This is a genomic window from Tateyamaria sp. syn59, assembly GCF_007995245.1.
Lineage (GTDB): Bacteria > Pseudomonadota > Alphaproteobacteria > Rhodobacterales > Rhodobacteraceae > Tateyamaria.
The window spans coordinates 244,089-263,704 of sequence record NZ_VCBA01000001.1 but is presented as its reverse complement, the minus strand read 5'-3'; the positions used below and the strand labels follow the sequence as shown (position 1 = coordinate 263,704).

Below are 19,616 nucleotides of genomic sequence, written 5' to 3'. Positions count from 1 at the left end.
CGACCGCTTTCGCTTCGGAGCCGCCTTTGCTGCGTCGGATAAGACGGATGAGCGGATACGAGCCAAGTTAAATCGCCGAGGGGCCCCGCTCGCGGGGAGACGGCTATTTGACTTGGGGCGGATCGGATCATCTGTCATGTCCAGAGCATCAAAGGAGGGTCAGACGCGAAAGATATTCGCTTTGGTGAGCCAGCAGCGCCAAATTCATTATGTCGTGCGCCGAAAGGCGCTCAATTGGATCACGCCTGGGGCGGAGACTTCCGCAGCTTCAACTGGATCGGTCCGTCATCATCCTCGGCCTCCCGCATATCCTCATAGCCCAACTGCTCTGCAATCCGCGCCGAAGCCTCATGGTCAGGGTCCATCATGCAAACCACCGGCCCCGTGACGACCCGGTCAAACCAATCATGCGCCGCCTGCGCGGCCTCAAGTCCAAGGCCCCTGCCTTGCGCTTCAGGCGCCAGAACCCAGCCCGCCTCGGGGATGGAATCGAAATCATCGCCCAAGCCCCGCGCGCCGTAGAAAAAGCCGACCTGCCCAACAAGGCGTTGGGTCGCGTGTTCCTCGATGCCCCATTGACCAAAGCCCGTCATTTGCCAATGGCCCGCGTTGACCAGAAAGGCCCGCCAGCTTTCGCTGCGTGTGCGCGGCTTGCCACCGATATAGATGGCCACCTCGGGCATCGCCCAAATCTCGGCAAAGCGATCAAACTCGCCCGGCCGCATTGCGCGCAAGGTCACGCGCGCCGTGTTGATGGTCGGCACATGTCTGCCCATGTCTGTTGTCCTGCCCGAACATGTTTTTGATTTTTTCCGATCTTGTCCCCGCGGGGACGTCAAAGGCAAGGGGACATTGCAGGCACATAAAAAAACGGCGTCCTTTCGCATGAAAGAACGCCGCCGGATCAGGCAAGGGCCTGAATGACTTACGAGGCTTTCGTGATGAAGCCCACTGCGTCGCCGAAGGTCTGGATGGTTTCGGCCGCGTCGTCGGGGATCTCGATGCCGAACTCTTCTTCGAAGGCCATCACCAGTTCCACGGTGTCCAGGCTGTCGGCGCCCAGATCGTCGATGAAAGAGGCGTTTTCGCTCACCTTGTCTTCGTCCACACCCAGGTGTTCCACAACGATCTTTTTCACGCGATCGGCGATGTCGCTCATATGACTGTCCTCATTCTGTCCGGGGCAAATATTCCCGCCCCCAAGTGGTGTCCCCGTGCAAGCAGGGCTCTGGTCTTGCCCCCTTGGGGCGGTGAGACATTGGGCCAAGTGGTGGCCCGCTGCCGGAATCTGCGCCGCCTATAGCATATCCCGATAAGATGGCAATACAGCGCGTGTTAGCGCCTACAACATGGCCATGCCGCCATTGACGTGCAAGGTGGTGCCGGTGACGTAGGCCGCCTCGGGGCTCGCAAGGTAGAGCGCTGCAGCGGCGATTTCGTGCGCCTCGCCCATGCGTCCGGCTGGAATTTGGCCCATGATTCCAGTCTTTTGGTCGTCGGTCAGCTTGTCTGTCATGGCCGTCGCGATAAAGCCCGGTGCGATGGCGTTCACCGTGATCCCGCGACTTGCCACCTCGTAGGCGAGGGATTTGGACATGCCCACCATGCCGGCCTTCGATGCCGCATAGTTGGCCTGGCCCGGGTTACCGGTCGCGCCAACGACGGACGAAATATTCACGATCCGCCCCCAGCGCGATTTCATCATGCCGCGCATCACGCCTTTGCAGAGCTTGAAGGTGGAGGTGAGGTTCACGTCGATCACCGACTGCCATTCGTCGTCCGACATGCGCATGAACAGATTGTCGCGGGTGATCCCTGCGTTGTTGACCAGGATGTCGAGGCTGCCCATCGCTTCGATCGCCTGCTTCGGCAGCGCATCCACCGCTTCGAAATCGCTCAGGTTGCAGGGCAGCACATGGGCGCGCTCGCCCAACTCTCCTGCCAGCGCCTCAAGCGGATCGGTGCGGGTGCCGCTCAGGCCCACCGTGGCACCCGCGCCATGCAGCGTGCGCGCGATCTCGGCACCGATGCCGCCCGATGCGCCGGTGATCAGCGCTGATTTTCCTGTCAGATCAAACATGTCTGTCCCTTGATTTATATGTTTTCAAACACTTGTGGCGTTCGTTCCCCCAGAACGTAACGCATCACGTCAACGGTGTCGAAGGCCAGCGACACCGCCATGACGCCCACGATCACCAAAATGATACGTCGCGGCCAGATCGGCGTAGTGTCGCGCGACCGGACGCGCAGCAGATAGAACGCAATCGGAAACCAGAACAGCATATGCGGCAGCCCCAGAAGCTTCACATAGCCCAGCTGTTCATACATCAGGTTCGTCAGGAATGCCGAGGCAAAGCTGCCGACCACAGTGATCACTGCCGCAAGCCGTGTCGCTTTCCAGATCAACAAGCTGATCGGCAGGATGAATGCCCCGAAAAACAGGACGTTGAGCCAGATGCCGATCCAGGCCGGTTGCAGTGCGATGGCTTCGCTGAGGGTGAGCGTGTCTTGCATGATGATGTCCCGAGTTGTGATGCAGCCCATCAAAGCGCTCGGGGCTGCATTTCAACTCACGTTGTTGGCACCGGGAAATCCCGCACGATCAGCCGAGGGCCGCCTTGACGTCGTCGGGTGTGCCCACGGCACGGGTCGCAATCGAGCGGTCGATGCGGCGGATCATGCCTGACAGCGCCTTGCCTGCACCGACCTCCCAGATCTCGGTCACACCTTCGGAGGCCATATAAAGTACGCTTTCGCGCCAGCGGACTGAGCCTGTGACTTGGTCAACGAGGTGGTCGCGGATCATCGTGGCGCTTTGGCAGCTCTGGGCGGTGACGTTGGGAATGAGGGGCACGGCGGGCGCTTCGATATCCACGTCGCCGAGTGCTTCGGCCATGACCCCCGCGGCGGGCTCCATCAGGCTGCAGTGGAACGGGGCAGAGACCGGAAGCAGAACCGCCCGCTTGGCACCGCGCGTCTTGGCGATGTCCAAAGCGCGCTCGACGGCGCCCTTGTGGCCCGACACGACCACCTGGCTGGGGTCGTTGTCATTGGCGGCCTCGCACACCTCACCATTGGCGGCCTCATTCGCCACGTCAGTCGCCGTTTCGAAATCAAGACCCAGAAGCGCTGCCATGGCACCGACGCCAACCGGCACCGCCTCTTGCATGGCCTTGCCGCGGGTGCGGAGGAGGCGCGCGGTGTCGGCAACGCTCAGCGCACCGGCCGCACAGAGAGCGGAGTATTCGCCCAAGGAGTGACCGGCCACAAAGCTGGCCTTGTCTATGGTGATCCCCTCGGCCTCAAGCGCGCGCATTGCGGCCATGGATGTGGCCATCAGCGCGGGCTGCGCATTTTGCGTCAGGGTCAGCGTGTCCAAGTCACCCTCCCAGATCAGCGCGCTCAGCTTTTCGCCAAGTGCCTCGTCCACCTCATCAAATACGGCTTTGGCTGCGGGATAGGCATCGGCCAGTGCCTTGCCCATGCCCACGGTCTGGGCGCCTTGCCCCGGAAATACGAATGCCACGCTCATGGCCTGCCCCCCTTTGGTCTTTTGTTCGACGACGGGTGTAATGTCACGGCTCGGGCCAGACAAGAGAGGGCCGCACGACATATGTGCGCCAATTGCAGGTTGTCGTCGTCGGCATGCGCATAACATTAGGGACAAAGGTGTTACACACACAGATACGCTTTGGAGACCTCTCATGGCCCTCGCCAACACTGCTGACCGGTATGGCAGCCTGACCAAGACCTTTCACTGGCTGACCGCCTTTCTGATCATCACCCTGATCCCGCTGGGCGTCGTCGCCAACGACATGGCCTATGACATCAAGACGGGGGTGCAAACGTCGGACGCATTCATAGCCCGGACGGCATGGCTGTTTTCGCTGCACAAGACGCTTGGCGTGGCCGTGTTCTTCGTGGCGCTGGCCCGGATCGCCTGGGCGCTGAGCCAGCCGAAGCCCGGCTTGCTGCACCCCGACCGCAAGGTCGAGAGCCTTGCCGCCGAAACCGTGCATTGGCTGCTGTACGGCAGCCTCGTGGTGGTCCCGTTGTCGGGCTGGATCCACCATGCGGCGGCCAGCGGCTTTGCCCCGATCTGGTGGCCTTTTGGTCAGAACTTGCCGCTGGTGCCGAAATCCGAAGCCATTGCCGGGGCCATGGCGGGCGCGCATTGGGTGCTGACCAAAGTGCTGGCCGCGGCGTTGATCCTACATGTGGCAGGCGCGCTGAAACACCATTTCATCGACAAAGACGCGACGCTGAAGCGCATGTGGTTCGGTCGGACCGAGGTGCCCGTCACGGGAAAAGAGCATAAGCATGCTGCGCCTGTGACCGCTGCCCTGGCTCTGTGGACGCTGGCCCTGTCGGGGGGTGCCGCGCTGGGTGTCTACGCACCCCACAGCGACGTGGTGGCAGCCGCCGAACTGGAAGAGGTGCAGTCGGACTGGCAAGTGCAGGACGGCACGCTGGCCATCACGGTGACGCAGTTGGGGTCCGAGGTCGAAGGGCAGTTTGCCGACTGGACGGCTTCTATCAGCTTTGACGAGACGGTGAAAAACGGCGTTGCGGGCACGGTCGAGGTGACGGTGTCCATCGGGTCACTGACGCTCGGGTCGGTGACGGATCAGGCGATGGGCGCGGATTTCTTCAACGCGCAGGCGTTTCCGACGGCGACTTACGTGGCCGACATCGTGCCGGTCGTGGACGGATACGAAGCGCAGGGCACGTTGACGATCAAGGGGCAGTCGATGCCGATCAACCTGCCCTTTGGCCTGTCTATCGACAGCGACACCGCCTCGATGGCCGGGGGGCTGACACTGAACCGCCTTGACTTCAATGTGGGTGAGACGATGGCCGACGAAAGCTCGCTCGCCTTTGCAGTAGGGGTGGATGTGGACCTGACGGCGACACGCGCACCCGCTACCGAATGACGCGCAAAATGCGTTTCTTCTGACCCAAAATACGACCGCCGGAGGCATGTCGCAGGAGGGTCTGAAAAGGCCCTCCTGCATAAAATGATGTCGCGCCTCTGGCGCGTCCTTTCGACAGACGACATCGAAAAAGGCCGCGCTGAAAAACGCGGCCTTCTTGCATTCTAGGGTCGTTCCGTGAGTGTGTCTTAGCTGCTTTCGGCCTGCAGGGCTTCGATGGAGATCTGCACCTCCACCTCATCACTGACGGCAGGGGCGAATGCGCCCACGCCGAAGTCAGAGCGCAGGATGGTTGTGGTTGCGTTGAAGCCTGCGGTGGGCGTGCCCTGTTTCGGGCCAAAGGGATAAGGGCCGGTCTGGTTCAGTGTGGCGTCCAGCACGACCGAATTCGTGATATCGTTCATGGTCAGATCGCCGGTGATCAGGGCTGTATCTTCGCCCGTCACTTCGATGCTGGTCGACGTGAAGGTGATCAGATCTTCGTCCGTGGCGCCAAAGAAATCGTCAGACATGAAGTGTTCTTCACGCGCCTCCCAGCCTGTGAACATCGACTTCGTGGGCATCGACACGGTCACGCTGGAATTGGCGGGGTTTTCCTGATCGAACATGATCTCGCCTTCAAAGCCTGAGAACATGCCGAATGTCGTCGAGAAGCCGAGGTGGCTGTAGGAGAAGATGACCTGGCTGTGGCTTGCATCCAGCGTATAACGCTCTGCCGCTGCGGCAAGGGAGGCCGAGGCGGCCAGTGTTGTGGCGAGGAGAAGGGATTTCATGGACATGCTCCGGAAGGGTTACTGTATGAGACCAAGATGTCGCAGTTTGACGCAGAGACAACTGCACATCGCTCAACAGATTGTGCGCATGGCTGAACATCGCGCATGCGCATAAAGCATGACTTGTAAGTGTTAGAGTTTGCCCGCGTCGTGCAGCGCACCGCACAGATGACGCCGCACACGCGCGTCACTCATTGACACATCGGCCAAAACATCACCGTTGGCGGCCTTCAGTCGGACGGTGTCACCGATGACCTGGGCCTTGCCCAGATCCCGGATCGCGGTGCGCCGCGTCACTTTGCGGTGGCGCCCTGCCCCCGTGACCACGCGCAGCTCGCGCCGCACGGTGTCAATCTCCACGTCGGGTGAATCCGTCACGCGCCGATCCTGCAGGATCATGAACCCTGCAAGGCTCAGAAACAGCGACACGGCCAGCTTCATCACCACCAGGTCCGCGCCTGCATAATTGGTCGGTTCAAGCCAGACGCCGATGGCCCCAAGCACCAGGATGGCACCTGCCGCCCGTGTGGCGAAGACGGTGATCGTCCCAATGCCCAGCGCGGACTTGATCCCTTTGGCCTCGGTGGTGTCGGTGGTGGCATCGAAAGTGGCAGTCATGGCAGTGATCCTCTTACGTGGTTGCTGCATTCGTGTCCGCGAAAGGTGACAAAAATGCGGCCCGTCCAAGGAAAGGCCGTGGACGCGGTACATTGCCATTCGACCCTTGCACCGCAGGCCCAGCGGTGTATACGGGCGCATCCCTGCAAACCCGTTTTGCCGCGCAGTCTCTCGTGAGCGTTCCGCAGGGGATCATGGAACGCTCTTTGAAATGCGCCTTGATAGAAGTGGAGAATTCCATGCCTCTTTATGAGCATGTGATGATTGCCCGTCAGGACCTGTCGAACACGCAGGCCGAGGGTCTCATCGAACATTTTGGCACCGTCCTGTCGGACAATGGCGGCACCCTCGTGGACAACGAGTACTGGGGTGTGAAGACCATGGCCTACAAGATCAACAAGAACCGCAAGGGCCACTACGCCTATATGCGCACCGATGCACCGGCGACCGCCGTGCAGGAGATGGAGCGCCTGATGCGCCTGCATGACGACGTCATGCGCGTTCTGACGATCAAGGTGGACGAGCACGCCGAAGGCCCCTCGATCCAGATGCAGAAACGTGACGAACGCGACAGCCGTCGCGAGCGCCGCTAAGGACAGGGAGCTAAACCATGGCTGCAAAACCATTTTTCCGCCGTCGTAAAGTGTGCCCCTTTTCGGGCGAGAACGCACCCAAGATCGACTACAAGGACACGCGCCTGCTGCAACGCTACATCTCTGAGCGTGGCAAGATCGTGCCCTCGCGCATCACCGCCGTATCGGCCAAGAAGCAACGCGAGCTGGCCCGTGCCATCAAGCGCGCCCGTTTCCTGGCGCTGCTGCCCTACGCCGTGAAATAAGGAGCGACTGACATGCAAGTTATCCTTCTCGAACGTGTGGCCAAGCTGGGCCAGATGGGCGACGTCGTTGACGTCAAGCCTGGCTACGCCCGCAACTACCTGCTGCTGCAGAAAAAAGCGCTGGTCGCGTCTGAGGCGAACATCGCCGATTTCGAAGCGCAGAAAGCACAGCTAGAAGCCCGTAACCTCGAAACCAAGAAAGAAGCCGAGGCCCTCGGTGAAAAGCTGGACGGCCAGCAGTTCGTCGTGATTCGCCAAGCCTCCGACGGTGGGAACCTCTATGGCTCCGTGACGCCGCGTGACGCCGCCGACGTGGCAACTGCCGAAGGTTTCAGCGTGGACCGCAAGCAGATCGTGATCCCGAACCCGATCAAGGAACTGGGCCTGCACGACGTGCACGTGACCCTGCACCCTGAAGTGGACGTGGTCATCAAGCTGAACGTGGCCCGCTCGGAAGAAGAAGCCGAGCTGCAAGCCTCGGGCAAGTCGATCCAGGAGCTGGCTGCCGAAGAGGAAGCCGCTGCGGAGTTCGAAATTCAGGAGCTGTTCGACGACATCGGCGCTGCCGCCTCCGACGACGAAGAGCTGGCCGAGACCGCTGGCATCGCCACCGAAGAGGCACCGGCAGAAGACGAGCCCAAAGCCTGATCTTCGGCCCAACCGACCGAATAGAAACCGCGCCCATTCGGGCGCGGTTTTTCTTTGCCGATGCGGTTTGACCTTTGCAGGTCCTGTCGCCAGTGTGCGCCGCATGACACGATACCTTGGCCTGTGCCTCTTTCTGACTGCCGCCTGCGATGCCCTGCCTTCGGATGTGAATGTCGCCGACATCGTGATGGCCCCCCGCCCCATCCCGCAGACTGCTGCCGAAGTCGCCTTTGCCACCGACCTCTTCAATGACTTACAGGTGCGGTCGATTGATGAGGGGCGCGAGTATTGCGGCCTGATCGGGGTTGATGCGTCTGGCGACTACGTCGCGACGACGGCGCGGCGCGGGACGGCGATCAGTTGTCTGCCACCCCAAGGTGCGGGACGGGATGTGACGGTTTTGGCATCCTATCATACCCATGCGGCCTACGATCCGGACTACCTGACCGAAATCCCGTCCTTTGATGACATGCGCACGGACATTGAGGACGGCACCGATGGCTACATCGCCACCCCGGGCGGGCGGCTATGGTACATCGATGCCCGCGCGCAGGAGGCGCGGCTGATCTGCGGGGCGGGCTGTCTGGTGAGTGATGTGCGGTTCGAGGAGGATCCGAACTTTCCGGTCCGCAATCGCTATACGCTGCAGGATCTTAGCGCATTCTGACCTAGCCTGCGCTCTCAGCTGGCAGATGCACCACCATCTCGACTTCGATCTTGAGCCCCGGCATCGCGAGAGCGGCAACACCGATCCCGGTGACGCTCGGTCGGGCGCCTTGCAGGAATGCCGTGAGCAGTGGCATCGCGACCGACATCGCTTCGTCATCAAGGTCCGTCATATAGATACGCATTTGCGCGATGTCGTGCGGTGTCGCCGAGAGGGTCGTCAGCGCATGCTTCAGATTTTCGATGACCTGTGCCACCTGCCCGTCAAGCGATGACGGGGCATCGCCTCCGTCGGCGGCCAGGGCGACCTGACCGGACACAAAGGCCAGCCTGCCCGGACCGGCAATCGAGATTTGCGAATAGCCGAGGTCACTCGGGTCCGGCAGGGTGTCGGGGTTCAAGCGGGTGAGCATTGCGGCCATGTCTTGTCCTTTCATGACGACGATAGGCAACAGATAGGATCGCGTGCTCCGTCACAACAGGTGGACCGCCTGGACCCGCGCGTGACCGCCGACCGGTGCCGCACCCGGCCAAAAGAAAAGGGTCGCACCGATGACGGCGCGACCCTCCTATTGTGTAACGTCTGACAGGTTGGCTTAGCTGTCTTCTTCTTCCAGCGCTTCGACGGCCTTTTGCAGGTCGTCCTTGCTGACTTCCTTGTCGCTGACAGTGGCGTTCTCGACGATGTGATCAACCACCTTGTCCTCGAACAGCGGGGCGCGCAGTTGCTGCTGCATCTGGGCGTTTTGCTGAACGAATTCAAAGAACTGGCGTTCCTGGCCAGGGTACTGGCGCGCCTGCTGCATGATAGCCTGACTCATCTCGGCATCGGTCACTTCGACCTCGGCCTTCTGGCCCAGCTCAGCGAGCAACAGGCCAAGGCGCACGCGGCGCTCGGCCAGGGTGTTGTGCTCTTCCGTGGGCTCGACTTCAGGATGATCGTGGCCTTCCACCTCGGGGTTTTCCTCGTGCCAGAGCTGGTGGGCGATCTGCTTGGCTTCGGCTTCCACCAGCGAGGGCGGCAGGTCGAACTTCACAAGGTCGTCCAACTGGTCGAGCAGCGCGCGCTTCATCACGGCGCGGGCGGCACCGGCATATTCGCTTTCCAGTTGCTCGGAGATGCGGGATTTCAGACCGTCCAGATCCTCGGCCCCGTACTTCTTGGCTAGCTCGTCGTCGATCTCGGCGGCGACGGGTTCCTTGACCTCTTTGATGGTGCAATCAAAGACGGCTTCTTTCCCTTTCAGGTTTTCGGCTTGGTAGTCTTCGGGGAATGTGACGGTCACGGCCTTTTCTTCGCCCGCCTTCACACCGACCAACTGATCTTCGAAGCCGGGGATGAAGGAGTTGGATCCCAGTACCAGCGGGTAATCCTCGGCCGAGCCGCCTTCGAACGCTTCACCATCGACCTTGCCCACGAAGTCCATAACGACCTGATCGCCGTCCTTGGCCTTGGAGCCTTTCTTGCGGGCCTTGAAGTCCTGCGCGTTCTCGGCCAGCGAACCAAGCGTCTCATCAACCGCGGCGTCGTCAGCTTTTACGACCAGACGCTCCAGCGACACCTTGCCCAGATCAACCTCGGGGATCTCGGGCAGTGCCTCATAGGACATCTCGACATGCACGTCGTCGCCTTCTTTCCAGTCCTCGTTGGTCATCTTGACCTCGGGCTGCATGGCGGGGCGGTCGCCGCTGTCTTCGAAGTGCTTGTTCATGGCACCATCGATGCTTTCCTGCATCGCTTCGCCCATCAGGCGCTGGCCGAACTGCTTTTTCAGCAGGGCCATGGGCACCTTGCCCTTGCGAAAGCCCTTCATCTCGACATCGGGCTGTGCCTCGGTCAGCTTTTCGTTGACCTTGTCGTCCAGCTCGGCCGCCGTCACGGTGATGGCATAGCCGCGTTTCAGCCCTTCGTTCAGCGTCTCGGTGACCTGCATGTGCGCTCCCATAGCATTAAAGCCCCGTCGATGGGGGCTGTTCGTAAATTCGCGCCCTTCTATGCAGGGTGCGGGCGGTGTGCAAGGGCCTTGGGCCAACGCGATGCGCAATTTTGAGGGGCTTTTCATGGGCCCATAGCCAGCGTTTCGAGAATCTGTGATAGGCTGCTTCTGTAAAAGGATGGTGGGCCGAACTATTATTTGTTATCGTCATACGAGAGTTCCATTTTGGGCGGTTTGGTCCGTCAGTCAGGACACCATCAATGCAACAGCAAAAGAAGGTTTTGCTGATCGAGGACGATCAGTTCAGTCGCTTCATGATGAAGGAAGTGATTGATATGCTTGGCGTCGGTGTGGACATTGCAGCAAATGGCAAACAGGGCTGCGCTACACTGGATGAAAACCCGGAAGAGTACGGGCTGGTTCTGATGGATCTACACATGCCGGAAATGTCCGGGATCGATGCGACCAAGTATATCCGGACGCGTGTCCCCCCGAATGCCGTGCCGATTATCGCCGTCACCGCCGATGTGGATTACCACGATGCGCAAGTCGTCGAAAAACTGGGCATGAACGGCTATGCCAGCAAGCCGGTGTCGCCGGGTCATCTGATGGACCTGATCGACCAGTATTGCCCCGTGCACTGACCTGCACCTATCCACATACCAGAGAGACCAGCGCATAGCCGCCACAAAGACCCGAGGATTCAATGAGCGCGGATACGCCTGACCCCACTACAACTCCGTCTAATGATACCACCGATACGGGAACGCACGAACCCTTACGCATGATTGGCATTGCCGCGTCGGCGGGCGGGCTGGAGGCGGTGTCACTGCTGGTGCAGAACCTGCCGCAGGCTGCGAATGCCGTCTATATCATAGCCCAGCACATGTCGCCCACGCACAAGAGCGTTCTGTCCACCCTGATCTCGCGCGAGACCAGCCTGCCTGTTGTGGAATTGGGCCCGGAAACAGAGCCTGAGCGCGGCAGCATCTATGTCACGCCGCCGAACACGGATGTGGTTCTGGAAAGCGGCATTTTGCGGCTGCGCAACCCCTCGGGTCACGCCGCGTCGCCCAAACCCTCGGCGGATCGTCTGTTCAAGAGCCTGGCCAATGAGCAGGGGGAAAACTGCATGGGCATCGTGCTGTCGGGCACGGGGTCGGACGGAAGCTATGGCGTGCAGGCCATTCGCGAGGTTGGTGGCATCACCATCGCGCAGGACCCGGCCAGCGCCAAATACGATGGGATGCCCACCTCGGCCATCGAGACGGGGTGCGTGGACCTGACCCTGTCGCCGGAGCAGATCGGCACCCACCTTGAAAAGATCCTCGCCCAGCCGCGCAACCTGGCTGGCCTGCGCAGCCTGCAGGATGAGCCCAAGCCGTTAGGCGAATTGTTCGGCATCCTGCTGGCCCGCACGCAGGTCGATTTTGCCGACTACAAGGAAAGCACCCTCAACCGCCGTATCGCGCGGCGCATGACGGCCCTCGGCATTCAGAACTACGACGATTATGTCGACTACTGCCGCACCAACATGCCCGAGGTCGACGCATTGCACCGGGATCTTCTGATCTCGGTCACCCGCTTTTTCCGGGATCCCGACCAGTTCGACAAGCTGCAGCGCGAAGTCGAGGCGAAATTCAATGGCCGCGAAGACGGTCCGATCCGGGTTTGGGTCGTGGGCTGTGCCACCGGCGAAGAGGCCTATACCATCGCGATCATCCTTGCCGAAGTTCTTGGCGGGATCGAGATGCTGGCCCGCCGCAACGTCCAGATCTTTGCCACCGACATTGACCAGAATGCCATCGAAGTGGCGCGCAAGGGGACGTACCCCATCGCCGCTGCGTCTGACATACCTGCCAAGCTGCTCAGCCAGTATTTCAGCGTTGGCAACACCGACATCACGGTCCGCCCCGAATTGCGCGCTGTCACGCTGTTTTCGCACCACAACGTGTTTCAGGATCCACCCTTTATCAATGTGGACCTCGTCAGCATCCGCAACCTGCTGATCTACTTCAACCTGGCTTTGCAGGAGCGTGTGCTGAGCCGTTTGCACTATGCCATGGCGGCGGGGGCGCTCTTGTTTGTCGGCACGTCCGAGACGGTGGGCGAAATGGGCGTCTTCTTTGAGGGACGTCAGGGCGCCGACAAGGTGTATATCAAGCGCCGCGGCATTTCCGGGGAGTTGTCGATTGACCCGACCGTGCGCGGCTATAAGGGAGGAATGCGCGCCTACCCCGCGGGTGAGCAGGCGCAGGCCAAGTCCGAGAAGGGCGAATTCCGTGACCTGTCCCTGGCCCGCACTGTGGCGCCGAACGGCATGATCTGCACCCAGAACGGCAATATCATCGAAGTGCTCGGGGATCTGAGCCCGTTCATGGAAATCCGTGCGGGCGCGTCGACATCGCTGAACCTGCGCATGCTGATCGACCCCTTGAGGACCGAGGCGATGAGCCTGATGGCGGTTGCCATCCGCAACAGTGCACGCCGCACCGGACGCTGGCACCGTGTGTCCCTGCCGGTGGGCAATCGCGTGCAATTGCAGGTGTTCCCCTTCATCAGCCAACGCGGTGGTGAGCCGCAATGCCTGCTCGCCGTCAACACGAAGTTCGAAGAGGTCACTGAAACCTCATTGGAAGACATCGCCGACCTCGATCACCGCGCCTACGTCGAAAAGATGGAGCTTGAGATCAAGTCGACGCAGGAGGCGCTGCAGCAGACCATCGAAGAATTGCAGACCGCGAACGAGGAACTTCAATCCTCGAACGAAGAGTTGCAGTCCACCAACGAAGAGTTCCAGGCCACCAACGAGGAGTTGGAAACCTCGAACGAAGAGTTGCAGTCCACCAACGAGGAGTTGCTGACCGTCAACGAAGAGTTGCAGATCAGTTCGGCCGAACGGCAGGCGCTGGCGTCAGAGCTGGAGGCGACGATGACGTCGGCCCCCTATGCGGTGGCCCTGGCAGATCAGGCGCTCATGGTGCGGCGCATGTCGCGTGCGGCCATGGACTTTTTTGACGTGAGTGAAATCCCACCGACCGGCATCCATCTGAGCCAGTGCAACCTGCCCTCGGGCTTTCCGGCGCTTGCGCCTATCGCCAACACCGTTCTGCGCGTGCAGGAACAGCGCCGCGTGCCTGTGCTGTCGCGTGGCAGCTACTACACGATGTTGATGTCGCCGGTGCATGACGTGCACCGCAAACTGATCGGCCTGTCGATCACCATCACCAAGGATGTGAGCGACCCGATGACCCTGGTCGTCGAGATGATGAGCACAGCCAGCAATATCGCGCACTGGTCTTACAACCTCGACACCGAGGAGCTGGTCTGGTCGCCAGGTATGTTTGAGATGCATGGACGTTCGGATTCAGGCGACATGCCGACATGGGACGACGCGCTTCACCTGGTTCACCCGGCTGATCGGGGTGCTTATCGGACGATGATTGACTCGCTTCTGGCGGAGGGGACGTATCAGACCTACGAGGCGCGCGTCTTTGGTCCCCAAGGGCGGATCCTGAAGGTGAAGGGCAGCATCACGATCATCCGCGACTCCGAAGGCGAACCGGTGCAGATTGTTGGCGTGACATGGGATGATGCTGCGGGTCTTGACCGGGATATTCAGTTGTCGAGCCTGGAGGCGGTGCAGGACGATCTGGGCATCGGATTCTTCTCGTTTGATGTCGAAAACAATGTCGGGCACTGGAGCAAGGCAATGTACGACATCCTCGGGTTTACCCCGGATCGGAGCACGCCATCCGTCGAGGCGCTGCTGACCCGCGTGGTCGAGAACGAGCGCGACGCCCTTGCCGAGGATTTCCAGGCCGTACTGGAACAGGGGACACCGTTTGACCGCACCGTGACGATGAGTGATGACGCGGGCACGATGGTCAGCTGCAGCTGTCTGGGTCGCGCGCGATCCACAGAAGACGGCCGCATCAGTCACGTCTATGGGAGCCTGCGCGTCACGACCGATGCAAACGCCGTGGGTGTTCAGGACGACGCCGTCCAAATCACCTCGACCGGTTAACGCTCCGTTCACCAACTGGGGTCAATATCGCCTGGGTCTGAGTTGAGCGGAACATAGAACATGAACATGATGCCTGCGGCCCCTCTTGTGAAAAACCGATATGCGCAAGATGTAGACCGGGCGCTGAGCCTGTTGCCCGACGATGCGGATGTGGACCGCGACACGCTAAGCGCGGCCTTTCTTGCGTCACCCTATGCGTGCTTTCTTGTGGATCAGGACGGCCGCGTGCTGGTGTTCAACCGACGCGCCGAGCGGCTGTATTGCCGCCCGCAGGCAGATCCACAGGGGGGCTTGCGCGACATTGGTCTGCACAAGCTGACACAGCTGACCCACGAGGAACTCATGGCCGCGCTGCGGAAGGGTGCCGCCAGCAGTTCAATGGAATTGCCGATGGTCACGGCGCACGGCGCAAGCGTTGTGCGCCCGACCCTGTTCCGGGTCGCATTGCTGCGGTCAAGCACGCTCGGCCGGCGCCTGTATCTCTTGACGCAGGACCATCTGAAAGCGGCGGCTGAAGCGCTGGGGCAAATGAACCGTCGCAACGTGGCGGCGCGCAACGATCTTGCCAAGATCGAGGAACGGTTCGTAGACCTTCAAGCCTCGCTGATGGCGATGGAAGCCTTTGCGCACAAGGCGTCGCACGACCTGCGCACACCGCTCAGCACGATGTCAGGCATGCTGCAGCTGTTCGCGTCCCGCTTTGGCGACGGGTTGCCGGAAAAGGCGCATGAATACCTGAACGTGATGCGCCGCGCGGCCGAGCAGATGGACAACCTGACCTGTGATTTCCTCGAACATGCGCGGTCAGTGTCGGCCGAGGTCGCGGCGGAACCCGTCAATCTGCGCGCCATGCTGGAAGATGTGCGGCGGGATCTCCAAAACGGGCTGATGTCAGAAGACTTCACCTTGCAGATCACTTGCCCGACCTGGACGGTCATGGCGGAACCCACATTGTTGCGCATGGTGCTGTCTAACCTGCTGGGCAATGCCATCAAGTACCGGCACCCTGATCGCAAGCTGTATATCGACATTGCGCTGCACGCCGACACGAATGGCACCCGCACGCTGACCATTGCCGACAACGGCACCGGATTCGATCCAGAGCAGGCCGAGACGATATTTCTGCCGTTTCGGCGTCTGCACGCGTCAGTTGAAGGAACCGGGATGGGCCTTTCGACCTGTGCGGAGGTGTGTCGACGCCATGGCTGGACGATTTCTGCCGCGTCAGACGGCGAAGCGGGCGCTACATTTCAAATCGTTTTCAACAACTTATGTGATTCGTAAGCAGGAGGTGAAAATTCCTAAACTTTTTTACAAGTTGGACTTCTTCACGGGTTGGACGGCGTGTTAAACTTTTTTTTAATCTGTGAAACATAGAAATCCTTGTAGAAAAGCGGAGTTGTTCATGGCTGTAGTTCTGGTGCTTGAAGACGATCCTGGCCTGCAGTTCACGTTCAGCGAAGCGTTGGAAGACGCGGGGCACGAGGTGCATATCGCCTCCGACAACGAGGAAGCCATGAATGAATTGCGCCGCTGCAATCCTGATGTGCTCTTGCTTGACCTGATGGTGGACGGCGGCCTGTCCACGGACGTTGCGAACTATGCCGGATATTCGGCGCCCGATGCCGAGGTGATCTATGTCACGGGCAGCGGCCTTTTTGCGAAGGGTGAGTTGTTCAACATGACCCAGAACGCCCGCATGGTGTTGCGCAAACCGGTCGATCTGCGCGAGCTGATCACGATGGTGGGGCATGTTGCTCCGGGATCTGTTCCCCTGTCCGCCACAGCCTAGGCCAGCCTACTCGGCGGGTGTGAAGCCGGAAATCAACTGCTTCAATCCCACGCTCGCGCCAATGAACATGGCGACAAACGCAACGGGTGCGCTGAACGCGAGGGTCGAGAATGCAGAAATCCCCTGCCCCACGCTACACCCGACGGCAAGAATGGCCCCTGGCCCCATCAGCGCAGCGCCGCCGATCTGCCGCTTGAGTTCGCGCGGATCTTCGCAGGCTTCCCATCGAAAATGTCCCTTGGAATAGGACCCGAGCGCCGCGCCGAGCATCACACCCACGACGGAGCCGACGCTGAAGGACAGCGTGTTGCCAGATGCCGTCATGACATAAAACAGCGTATCGCCAATGGGTGCGACGAAGCTGTGGGTTTCGATCGGTTCGGGTTCGAAGCCGGTGGTCGTGACCCAATAGGTGCCGATCCAGCCCGACACGACCGCCAGGCCGACCACGGTGCCCCAGAACAGATGCCGGGGCGAGCGGCGCATGTGCGCGCTCGACAGGCCCGCCACGGTCACAAGGGTTCCTATCACGATCCCGGTTGTTGCCGCCGACAGGCCGAACTGCGCCTCAACCAACTGGCTCAGACCTTGGGGGCTGGATGCATCCAACTCAACCGGGAAAAGCCACACGCGGGCATGTGCCAAGGGACCCGACATGACGAAATAAGCCGACAAGCCCATGACGATCACAATGACAAAGGACCGCAGATCACCGCCGCCTAGACGGGCCAGCGCCCCGTAGCCGCAATTACCGCTGAGCGCCATGCCGTAGCCGAACATCAGCCCACCGACGATTGTGCCCGCAGGGTTCCAGACGCGGTCGAGATAGGCTGCCTCTGACGCTTCGAACAGACCCGTCGCGATGGCCAAATGTGTACCGATGATCGCCACACCGATGGCGAGCGCCCACATACGCAAACGTCTGTCATCGGAGCCGTAGAGGACATCTTCGAATGCGCCGAGCGTGCAAAATCGCCCGATCCGGGCGGCAAGCCCCAAGGCGATCCCGCCCAAAAGTCCAATCAAAGCAACGGTGTTCGCTTCTCCGAGCGTGTCCAGCATAACGGCTTCCTCCCGAGGACCGTACGCTGGCGAAGCGTGCGGTCAGTCGTCCCTGCAGAACAGGTCATAGACGACTTCCATGATTTGCTTGGGTCGGTCGTCTGTCAAGCTGTAGTAAATCGCCTTGCCCTCGCGGCGGGGTTTGACAAGCCCTTCGAGCCGCAGACGGGAGAGTTGCTGAGACACCGCCGCCTGTCGGGCCGACAGCAGATCCTCAAGCTCGGTCACCGATTTTTCGCCCGACACCAGGTGGCACAGGATCATCAACCGCCCCTCATGACTGATCGCCTTGAGGAAGTTCGATGCGGCTTGGGCGTTGCGCATCATCTTGTCTATGTCTTCGGGACACATGTCCGGATCAAAGACAGGAAGGCGCGAAGGCGTGGTGCCATGTGTGTCAGGCTCGGTTGACATATCCAGCGACATACCGTGTTAACCTCTGTTTTCCAAGGGAATGTTCGCGCGCTCGAACATCATGGTGAGAAGGCCCCAAAAGAAATCCTCTCCCGGATAGCCTTCGATCCGGCCCACCTCTGCCCCGTCTTGCACCAGGACGAAAGTGGGCGTGAAATGCACCCGCTGCACAAACGCCACATCGGGCGTTTCGCTGTGCAGGTCATAGCGGTGCAGCGGGGCCGCCTGCCCCTCTGCAGTCTTGGGATAGATGTGCGCAATCTCTTCGTTCCACTTGCCGCACCAATAGCATCCATCCTCTTCCGCCATCAGCAGATAGGTGTCCGCCCAAACCCCCAGCGGCAGGCCCGCGAGGGCCGCCACCGCCATCATGCGCAAGAGTTTCAACAGACTGCTCCGATTGACGCCGTTCGACAATTAATCATAATCTAATTCTTGAATATCTCAAGACAAGGGGCGCAAGGGCGATGTTTGATGTGACATTTTTGGGCGCCCTGCTGGCCGGTCTGCTGTCTTTTTTGTCGCCCTGCATCCTGCCCATCGTGCCGTTTTACCTCAGCTATCTGGCTGGCGTCGGAATGAACCAGATCTCGGCCGAGGCGGAGATTTCGCGCGAGGTGCGGATGCGTGCGTTTCTCGCCGCCTGTTGTTTCGCCCTTGGGGTGATCACCGTGTTCATGGGGCTTGGCGCAACGGCTACGGCTTTCGGCCAGATGGTGCGCGAATACTTCGACATCTTGCGCTGGGTTGCGGCGGCCATCATCATCGCCATGGGCCTACACTTTCTGGGCGTGGTGCGCATCGGGTTCCTGTACCGCCAGTTCCGGGCTGAAGCGGGGAATACATCGAATGTCGGGCTGCTGGGCGCATTCGTCATCGGCCTCGCCTTCGCCTTTGGCTGGACGCCCTGTGTCGGCCCCGTGCTGGCCGCCATCCTGTTCACTGCCGCAGGGCAAGACACCTCAAGCCAAGGCGCCAGCCTGCTCTTCGTCTACGGCCTCGGCATGACTCTGCCCTTCATTGCCGCTGCCCTCTTCATCGGCCCGTTCATGTCGTGGATGGCCCGGTTCCGCCGCCATCTGGGGCACATCGAAAAGGCAATGGGCGCGCTGCTGATCCTGTTCGGCGTGCTGATCGCCACCAATTCCATCAACTACATCGCGCAATGGATGCTGGAACATATCCCGTGGTTCAGCGCCATTGGTTAATCCTGGGAGGAGACCATGAAACACCTGATTGCACTGCTGACCACAATCGCACTCGCCCTGCCCGTCGCCGCTGCCGAACTGGGCGATGACGGCCTGCACAAAGCGCCGTGGATGCGCGACACGTTCAAGGACCTGACCGAGGATCTGGAAGAGGCAAACGCCGAGGGCAAGCGCCTGATGATCATGGTCGAACAGCGCGGCTGTATCTACTGCACCAAGATGCACGAAGAGGTGTTCGTCATCCCCGAGATTGCGCAATACATCGAAGACAACTTCTTTGTCGTGCAGATCAATATGTTCGGCGATGTGGAGGTCACGGATTTCGACGGCACCACCCTGCCGGAAAAGGATATGGTGAAACGCTGGGGCGCGCTTTTTACTCCAAACATCTATTTCTTTCCCGAAGAGGTGAGCGCCGATCAGAAGGCGAGCGAGGCCGCCGTCGCCAACATGCCGGGCGCCTTTGGCCGCTGGACCACGTTCAACATGCTGAACTGGGTGGTCGAGAAAGGCTACGATAGCGACGAGCCGTTCCAGAAGTACCACGCGCGCAAATTCGAAGCGCAGAAGGGCTGAACCCTTTCTGCACCTGCAGCCAAAATCTTGCGGCAAATGCTGCGCTTGCGAACAGATATAAAAATTCAAGTAGTTGAATTTGATGTTGCGTGCACGAGAAAGTGTACGATAGTGTGCAATCAA

23 protein-coding genes are annotated in these 19,616 nt (G+C 60.4%); 11 read left to right on the top strand and 12 right to left on the bottom strand.

The genetic code is table 11. The features are described from left to right. Positions 1–239: 239 nt before the first annotated feature. From FD715_RS01345 to fabD, 5 genes are all read right to left on the bottom strand, one after another. Positions 240–776, bottom strand: coding sequence for a GNAT family N-acetyltransferase (locus tag FD715_RS01345; RefSeq protein ID WP_147104075.1), 537 nt, complete (start codon positions 774–776; stop codon positions 240–242). 149 nt (positions 777–925) lie between these two features. Then, positions 926–1,159, bottom strand: a complete 234-nt coding sequence (locus FD715_RS01340) for an acyl carrier protein (RefSeq protein WP_039687539.1) — start codon at positions 1,157–1,159, stop codon at positions 926–928. Positions 1,160–1,342: 183 nt separating this feature from the next. Further along, the gene (gene fabG / locus FD715_RS01335; RefSeq protein ID WP_147104072.1) at positions 1,343–2,080 is read right to left on the bottom strand and encodes a 3-oxoacyl-[acyl-carrier-protein] reductase; all 738 of its coding nucleotides are present in this window, start codon (positions 2,078–2,080) and stop codon (positions 1,343–1,345) included. A 14-nt stretch (positions 2,081–2,094) separates the two neighbouring features. After that, positions 2,095–2,514: a hypothetical protein gene (locus FD715_RS01330; RefSeq protein WP_147104069.1), complete on the bottom strand. Its 420-nt coding sequence runs from the start codon at positions 2,512–2,514 to the stop codon at positions 2,095–2,097. 88 nt (positions 2,515–2,602) lie between these two features. Further along, positions 2,603–3,532, bottom strand: coding sequence for an ACP S-malonyltransferase (gene fabD / locus FD715_RS01325; protein WP_147104066.1), 930 nt, complete (start codon positions 3,530–3,532; stop codon positions 2,603–2,605). 172 nt (positions 3,533–3,704) lie between these two features. On the opposite strand from fabD, the gene FD715_RS01320 reads away from it, so the two are divergent. Beyond that, positions 3,705–4,934, top strand: coding sequence for a cytochrome b/b6 domain-containing protein (locus tag FD715_RS01320; RefSeq protein ID WP_147104063.1), 1,230 nt, complete (start codon positions 3,705–3,707; stop codon positions 4,932–4,934). Positions 4,935–5,122: 188 nt separating this feature from the next. Here the strand turns inward: FD715_RS01320 and FD715_RS01315 are convergent, their stop codons facing one another. Beyond that, positions 5,123–5,707, bottom strand: coding sequence for a YceI family protein (locus FD715_RS01315; RefSeq protein ID WP_147104061.1), 585 nt, complete (start codon positions 5,705–5,707; stop codon positions 5,123–5,125). A gap of 132 nt (positions 5,708–5,839) precedes the next feature. Next, positions 5,840–6,325 carry a hypothetical protein gene (locus FD715_RS01310; protein WP_147104058.1) on the bottom strand — a complete coding sequence of 162 codons (486 nt, stop codon included), beginning with the start codon at positions 6,323–6,325 and terminating at the stop codon, positions 5,840–5,842. 239 nt (positions 6,326–6,564) lie between these two features. On the opposite strand from FD715_RS01310, the gene rpsF reads away from it, so the two are divergent. The 4 genes from rpsF (at position 6,565) to FD715_RS01290 (ending at position 8,478) form a co-directional block, all read left to right on the top strand. Continuing rightward, positions 6,565–6,918 (top strand): 30S ribosomal protein S6, encoded by a 354-nt coding sequence (rpsF, locus tag FD715_RS01305; RefSeq protein WP_147104055.1) that lies wholly within the window; start codon positions 6,565–6,567, stop codon positions 6,916–6,918. 17 nt (positions 6,919–6,935) lie between these two features. Continuing rightward, entirely contained in the window at positions 6,936–7,163 is a 228-nt protein-coding gene (rpsR, locus tag FD715_RS01300) for a 30S ribosomal protein S18 (protein ID WP_005608650.1), read from the top strand. Positions 7,164–7,175: 12 nt separating this feature from the next. Continuing rightward, a complete protein-coding gene (rplI, locus tag FD715_RS01295; RefSeq protein WP_039687554.1) occupies positions 7,176–7,811 on the top strand; it encodes a 50S ribosomal protein L9 in 636 nt (211 codons plus the stop codon). 103 nt (positions 7,812–7,914) lie between these two features. Further along, positions 7,915–8,478: a DUF4329 domain-containing protein gene (locus FD715_RS01290; RefSeq protein ID WP_147104052.1), complete on the top strand. Its 564-nt coding sequence runs from the start codon at positions 7,915–7,917 to the stop codon at positions 8,476–8,478. A 1-nt stretch (position 8,479) separates the two neighbouring features. Here FD715_RS01290 and FD715_RS01285 read toward each other — a convergent pair whose 3' ends face one another. Both FD715_RS01285 and tig read right to left on the bottom strand, forming a co-directional pair. Further along, positions 8,480–8,899, bottom strand: coding sequence for a RidA family protein (locus tag FD715_RS01285; RefSeq protein WP_147104049.1), 420 nt, complete (start codon positions 8,897–8,899; stop codon positions 8,480–8,482). A 174-nt stretch (positions 8,900–9,073) separates the two neighbouring features. Continuing rightward, positions 9,074–10,411, bottom strand: coding sequence for a trigger factor (gene tig, locus FD715_RS01280; RefSeq protein WP_147104046.1), 1,338 nt, complete (start codon positions 10,409–10,411; stop codon positions 9,074–9,076). A gap of 263 nt (positions 10,412–10,674) precedes the next feature. Here tig and FD715_RS01275 point away from each other — a divergent pair, with 263 nt between their 5' ends. From FD715_RS01275 to FD715_RS01260, 4 genes are all read left to right on the top strand, one after another. Continuing rightward, positions 10,675–11,058 carry a response regulator gene (locus FD715_RS01275; RefSeq protein ID WP_147104043.1) on the top strand — a complete coding sequence of 128 codons (384 nt, stop codon included), beginning with the start codon at positions 10,675–10,677 and terminating at the stop codon, positions 11,056–11,058. 140 nt (positions 11,059–11,198) lie between these two features. Beyond that, a complete protein-coding gene (locus tag FD715_RS01270) occupies positions 11,199–14,441 on the top strand; it encodes a chemotaxis protein CheB (protein WP_223274693.1) in 3,243 nt (1,080 codons plus the stop codon). A gap of 60 nt (positions 14,442–14,501) precedes the next feature. Next, positions 14,502–15,725 carry an ATP-binding protein gene (locus tag FD715_RS01265; protein ID WP_147104037.1) on the top strand — a complete coding sequence of 408 codons (1,224 nt, stop codon included), beginning with the start codon at positions 14,502–14,504 and terminating at the stop codon, positions 15,723–15,725. A gap of 121 nt (positions 15,726–15,846) precedes the next feature. After that, positions 15,847–16,233, top strand: coding sequence for a response regulator (locus tag FD715_RS01260; RefSeq protein ID WP_147104035.1), 387 nt, complete (start codon positions 15,847–15,849; stop codon positions 16,231–16,233). A 6-nt stretch (positions 16,234–16,239) separates the two neighbouring features. Here the strand turns inward: FD715_RS01260 and FD715_RS01255 are convergent, their stop codons facing one another. From FD715_RS01255 to FD715_RS01245, 3 genes are read right to left on the bottom strand one after another with little or no spacing between them, the layout of a single operon-like run. Next, a complete protein-coding gene (locus FD715_RS01255; RefSeq protein ID WP_147104032.1) occupies positions 16,240–17,295 on the bottom strand; it encodes a YeeE/YedE family protein in 1,056 nt (351 codons plus the stop codon). Between the two features lie 42 nt (positions 17,296–17,337). Then, a complete protein-coding gene (locus FD715_RS01250) occupies positions 17,338–17,709 on the bottom strand; it encodes a helix-turn-helix transcriptional regulator (RefSeq protein ID WP_147104029.1) in 372 nt (123 codons plus the stop codon). Between the two features lie 18 nt (positions 17,710–17,727). Next, complete coding sequence (locus FD715_RS01245) at positions 17,728–18,096, bottom strand: hypothetical protein (protein WP_370455319.1); 369 nt, start codon at positions 18,094–18,096, stop codon at positions 17,728–17,730. 80 nt (positions 18,097–18,176) lie between these two features. Here FD715_RS01245 and FD715_RS01240 point away from each other — a divergent pair, with 80 nt between their 5' ends. Both FD715_RS01240 and FD715_RS01235 read left to right on the top strand, forming a co-directional pair. Then, positions 18,177–18,917, top strand: a complete 741-nt coding sequence (locus FD715_RS01240; RefSeq protein ID WP_147104026.1) for a cytochrome c biogenesis CcdA family protein — start codon at positions 18,177–18,179, stop codon at positions 18,915–18,917. Positions 18,918–18,932: 15 nt separating this feature from the next. Beyond that, complete coding sequence (locus tag FD715_RS01235; RefSeq protein WP_147104023.1) at positions 18,933–19,493, top strand: thioredoxin family protein; 561 nt, start codon at positions 18,933–18,935, stop codon at positions 19,491–19,493. Positions 19,494–19,616 lie beyond the last annotated feature (123 nt).

Excerpts from the sequence above, each read along its gene's own strand:
- FD715_RS01345 (WP_147104075.1), bottom strand. The coding sequence starts at position 776 with ATGGGCAGACATGTGCCGACCATCAACACGGCGCGCGTGACCTTGCGC.
- FD715_RS01340 (WP_039687539.1), bottom strand. The coding sequence starts at position 1,159 with ATGAGCGACATCGCCGATCGCGTGAAAAAGATCGTTGTGGAACACCTG.
- fabG (WP_147104072.1), bottom strand. The coding sequence starts at position 2,080 with ATGTTTGATCTGACAGGAAAATCAGCGCTGATCACCGGCGCATCGGGC.
- FD715_RS01330 (WP_147104069.1), bottom strand. The coding sequence starts at position 2,514 with ATGCAAGACACGCTCACCCTCAGCGAAGCCATCGCACTGCAACCGGCC.
- fabD (WP_147104066.1), bottom strand. The coding sequence starts at position 3,532 with ATGAGCGTGGCATTCGTATTTCCGGGGCAAGGCGCCCAGACCGTGGGC.
- FD715_RS01320 (WP_147104063.1), top strand. The coding sequence starts at position 3,705 with ATGGCCCTCGCCAACACTGCTGACCGGTATGGCAGCCTGACCAAGACC.
- FD715_RS01315 (WP_147104061.1), bottom strand. The coding sequence starts at position 5,707 with ATGAAATCCCTTCTCCTCGCCACAACACTGGCCGCCTCGGCCTCCCTT.
- FD715_RS01310 (WP_147104058.1), bottom strand. The coding sequence starts at position 6,325 with ATGACTGCCACTTTCGATGCCACCACCGACACCACCGAGGCCAAAGGG.
- rpsF (WP_147104055.1), top strand. The coding sequence starts at position 6,565 with ATGCCTCTTTATGAGCATGTGATGATTGCCCGTCAGGACCTGTCGAAC.
- rpsR (WP_005608650.1), top strand. The coding sequence starts at position 6,936 with ATGGCTGCAAAACCATTTTTCCGCCGTCGTAAAGTGTGCCCCTTTTCG.
- rplI (WP_039687554.1), top strand. The coding sequence starts at position 7,176 with ATGCAAGTTATCCTTCTCGAACGTGTGGCCAAGCTGGGCCAGATGGGC.
- FD715_RS01290 (WP_147104052.1), top strand. The coding sequence starts at position 7,915 with ATGACACGATACCTTGGCCTGTGCCTCTTTCTGACTGCCGCCTGCGAT.
- FD715_RS01285 (WP_147104049.1), bottom strand. The coding sequence starts at position 8,899 with ATGGCCGCAATGCTCACCCGCTTGAACCCCGACACCCTGCCGGACCCG.
- tig (WP_147104046.1), bottom strand. The coding sequence starts at position 10,411 with ATGCAGGTCACCGAGACGCTGAACGAAGGGCTGAAACGCGGCTATGCC.
- FD715_RS01275 (WP_147104043.1), top strand. The coding sequence starts at position 10,675 with ATGCAACAGCAAAAGAAGGTTTTGCTGATCGAGGACGATCAGTTCAGT.
- FD715_RS01270 (WP_223274693.1), top strand. The coding sequence starts at position 11,199 with ATGATTGGCATTGCCGCGTCGGCGGGCGGGCTGGAGGCGGTGTCACTG.
- FD715_RS01265 (WP_147104037.1), top strand. The coding sequence starts at position 14,502 with ATGAACATGATGCCTGCGGCCCCTCTTGTGAAAAACCGATATGCGCAA.
- FD715_RS01260 (WP_147104035.1), top strand. The coding sequence starts at position 15,847 with ATGGCTGTAGTTCTGGTGCTTGAAGACGATCCTGGCCTGCAGTTCACG.
- FD715_RS01255 (WP_147104032.1), bottom strand. The coding sequence starts at position 17,295 with ATGCTGGACACGCTCGGAGAAGCGAACACCGTTGCTTTGATTGGACTT.
- FD715_RS01250 (WP_147104029.1), bottom strand. The coding sequence starts at position 17,709 with ATGTCAACCGAGCCTGACACACATGGCACCACGCCTTCGCGCCTTCCT.
- FD715_RS01240 (WP_147104026.1), top strand. The coding sequence starts at position 18,177 with ATGTTTGATGTGACATTTTTGGGCGCCCTGCTGGCCGGTCTGCTGTCT.
- FD715_RS01235 (WP_147104023.1), top strand. The coding sequence starts at position 18,933 with ATGAAACACCTGATTGCACTGCTGACCACAATCGCACTCGCCCTGCCC.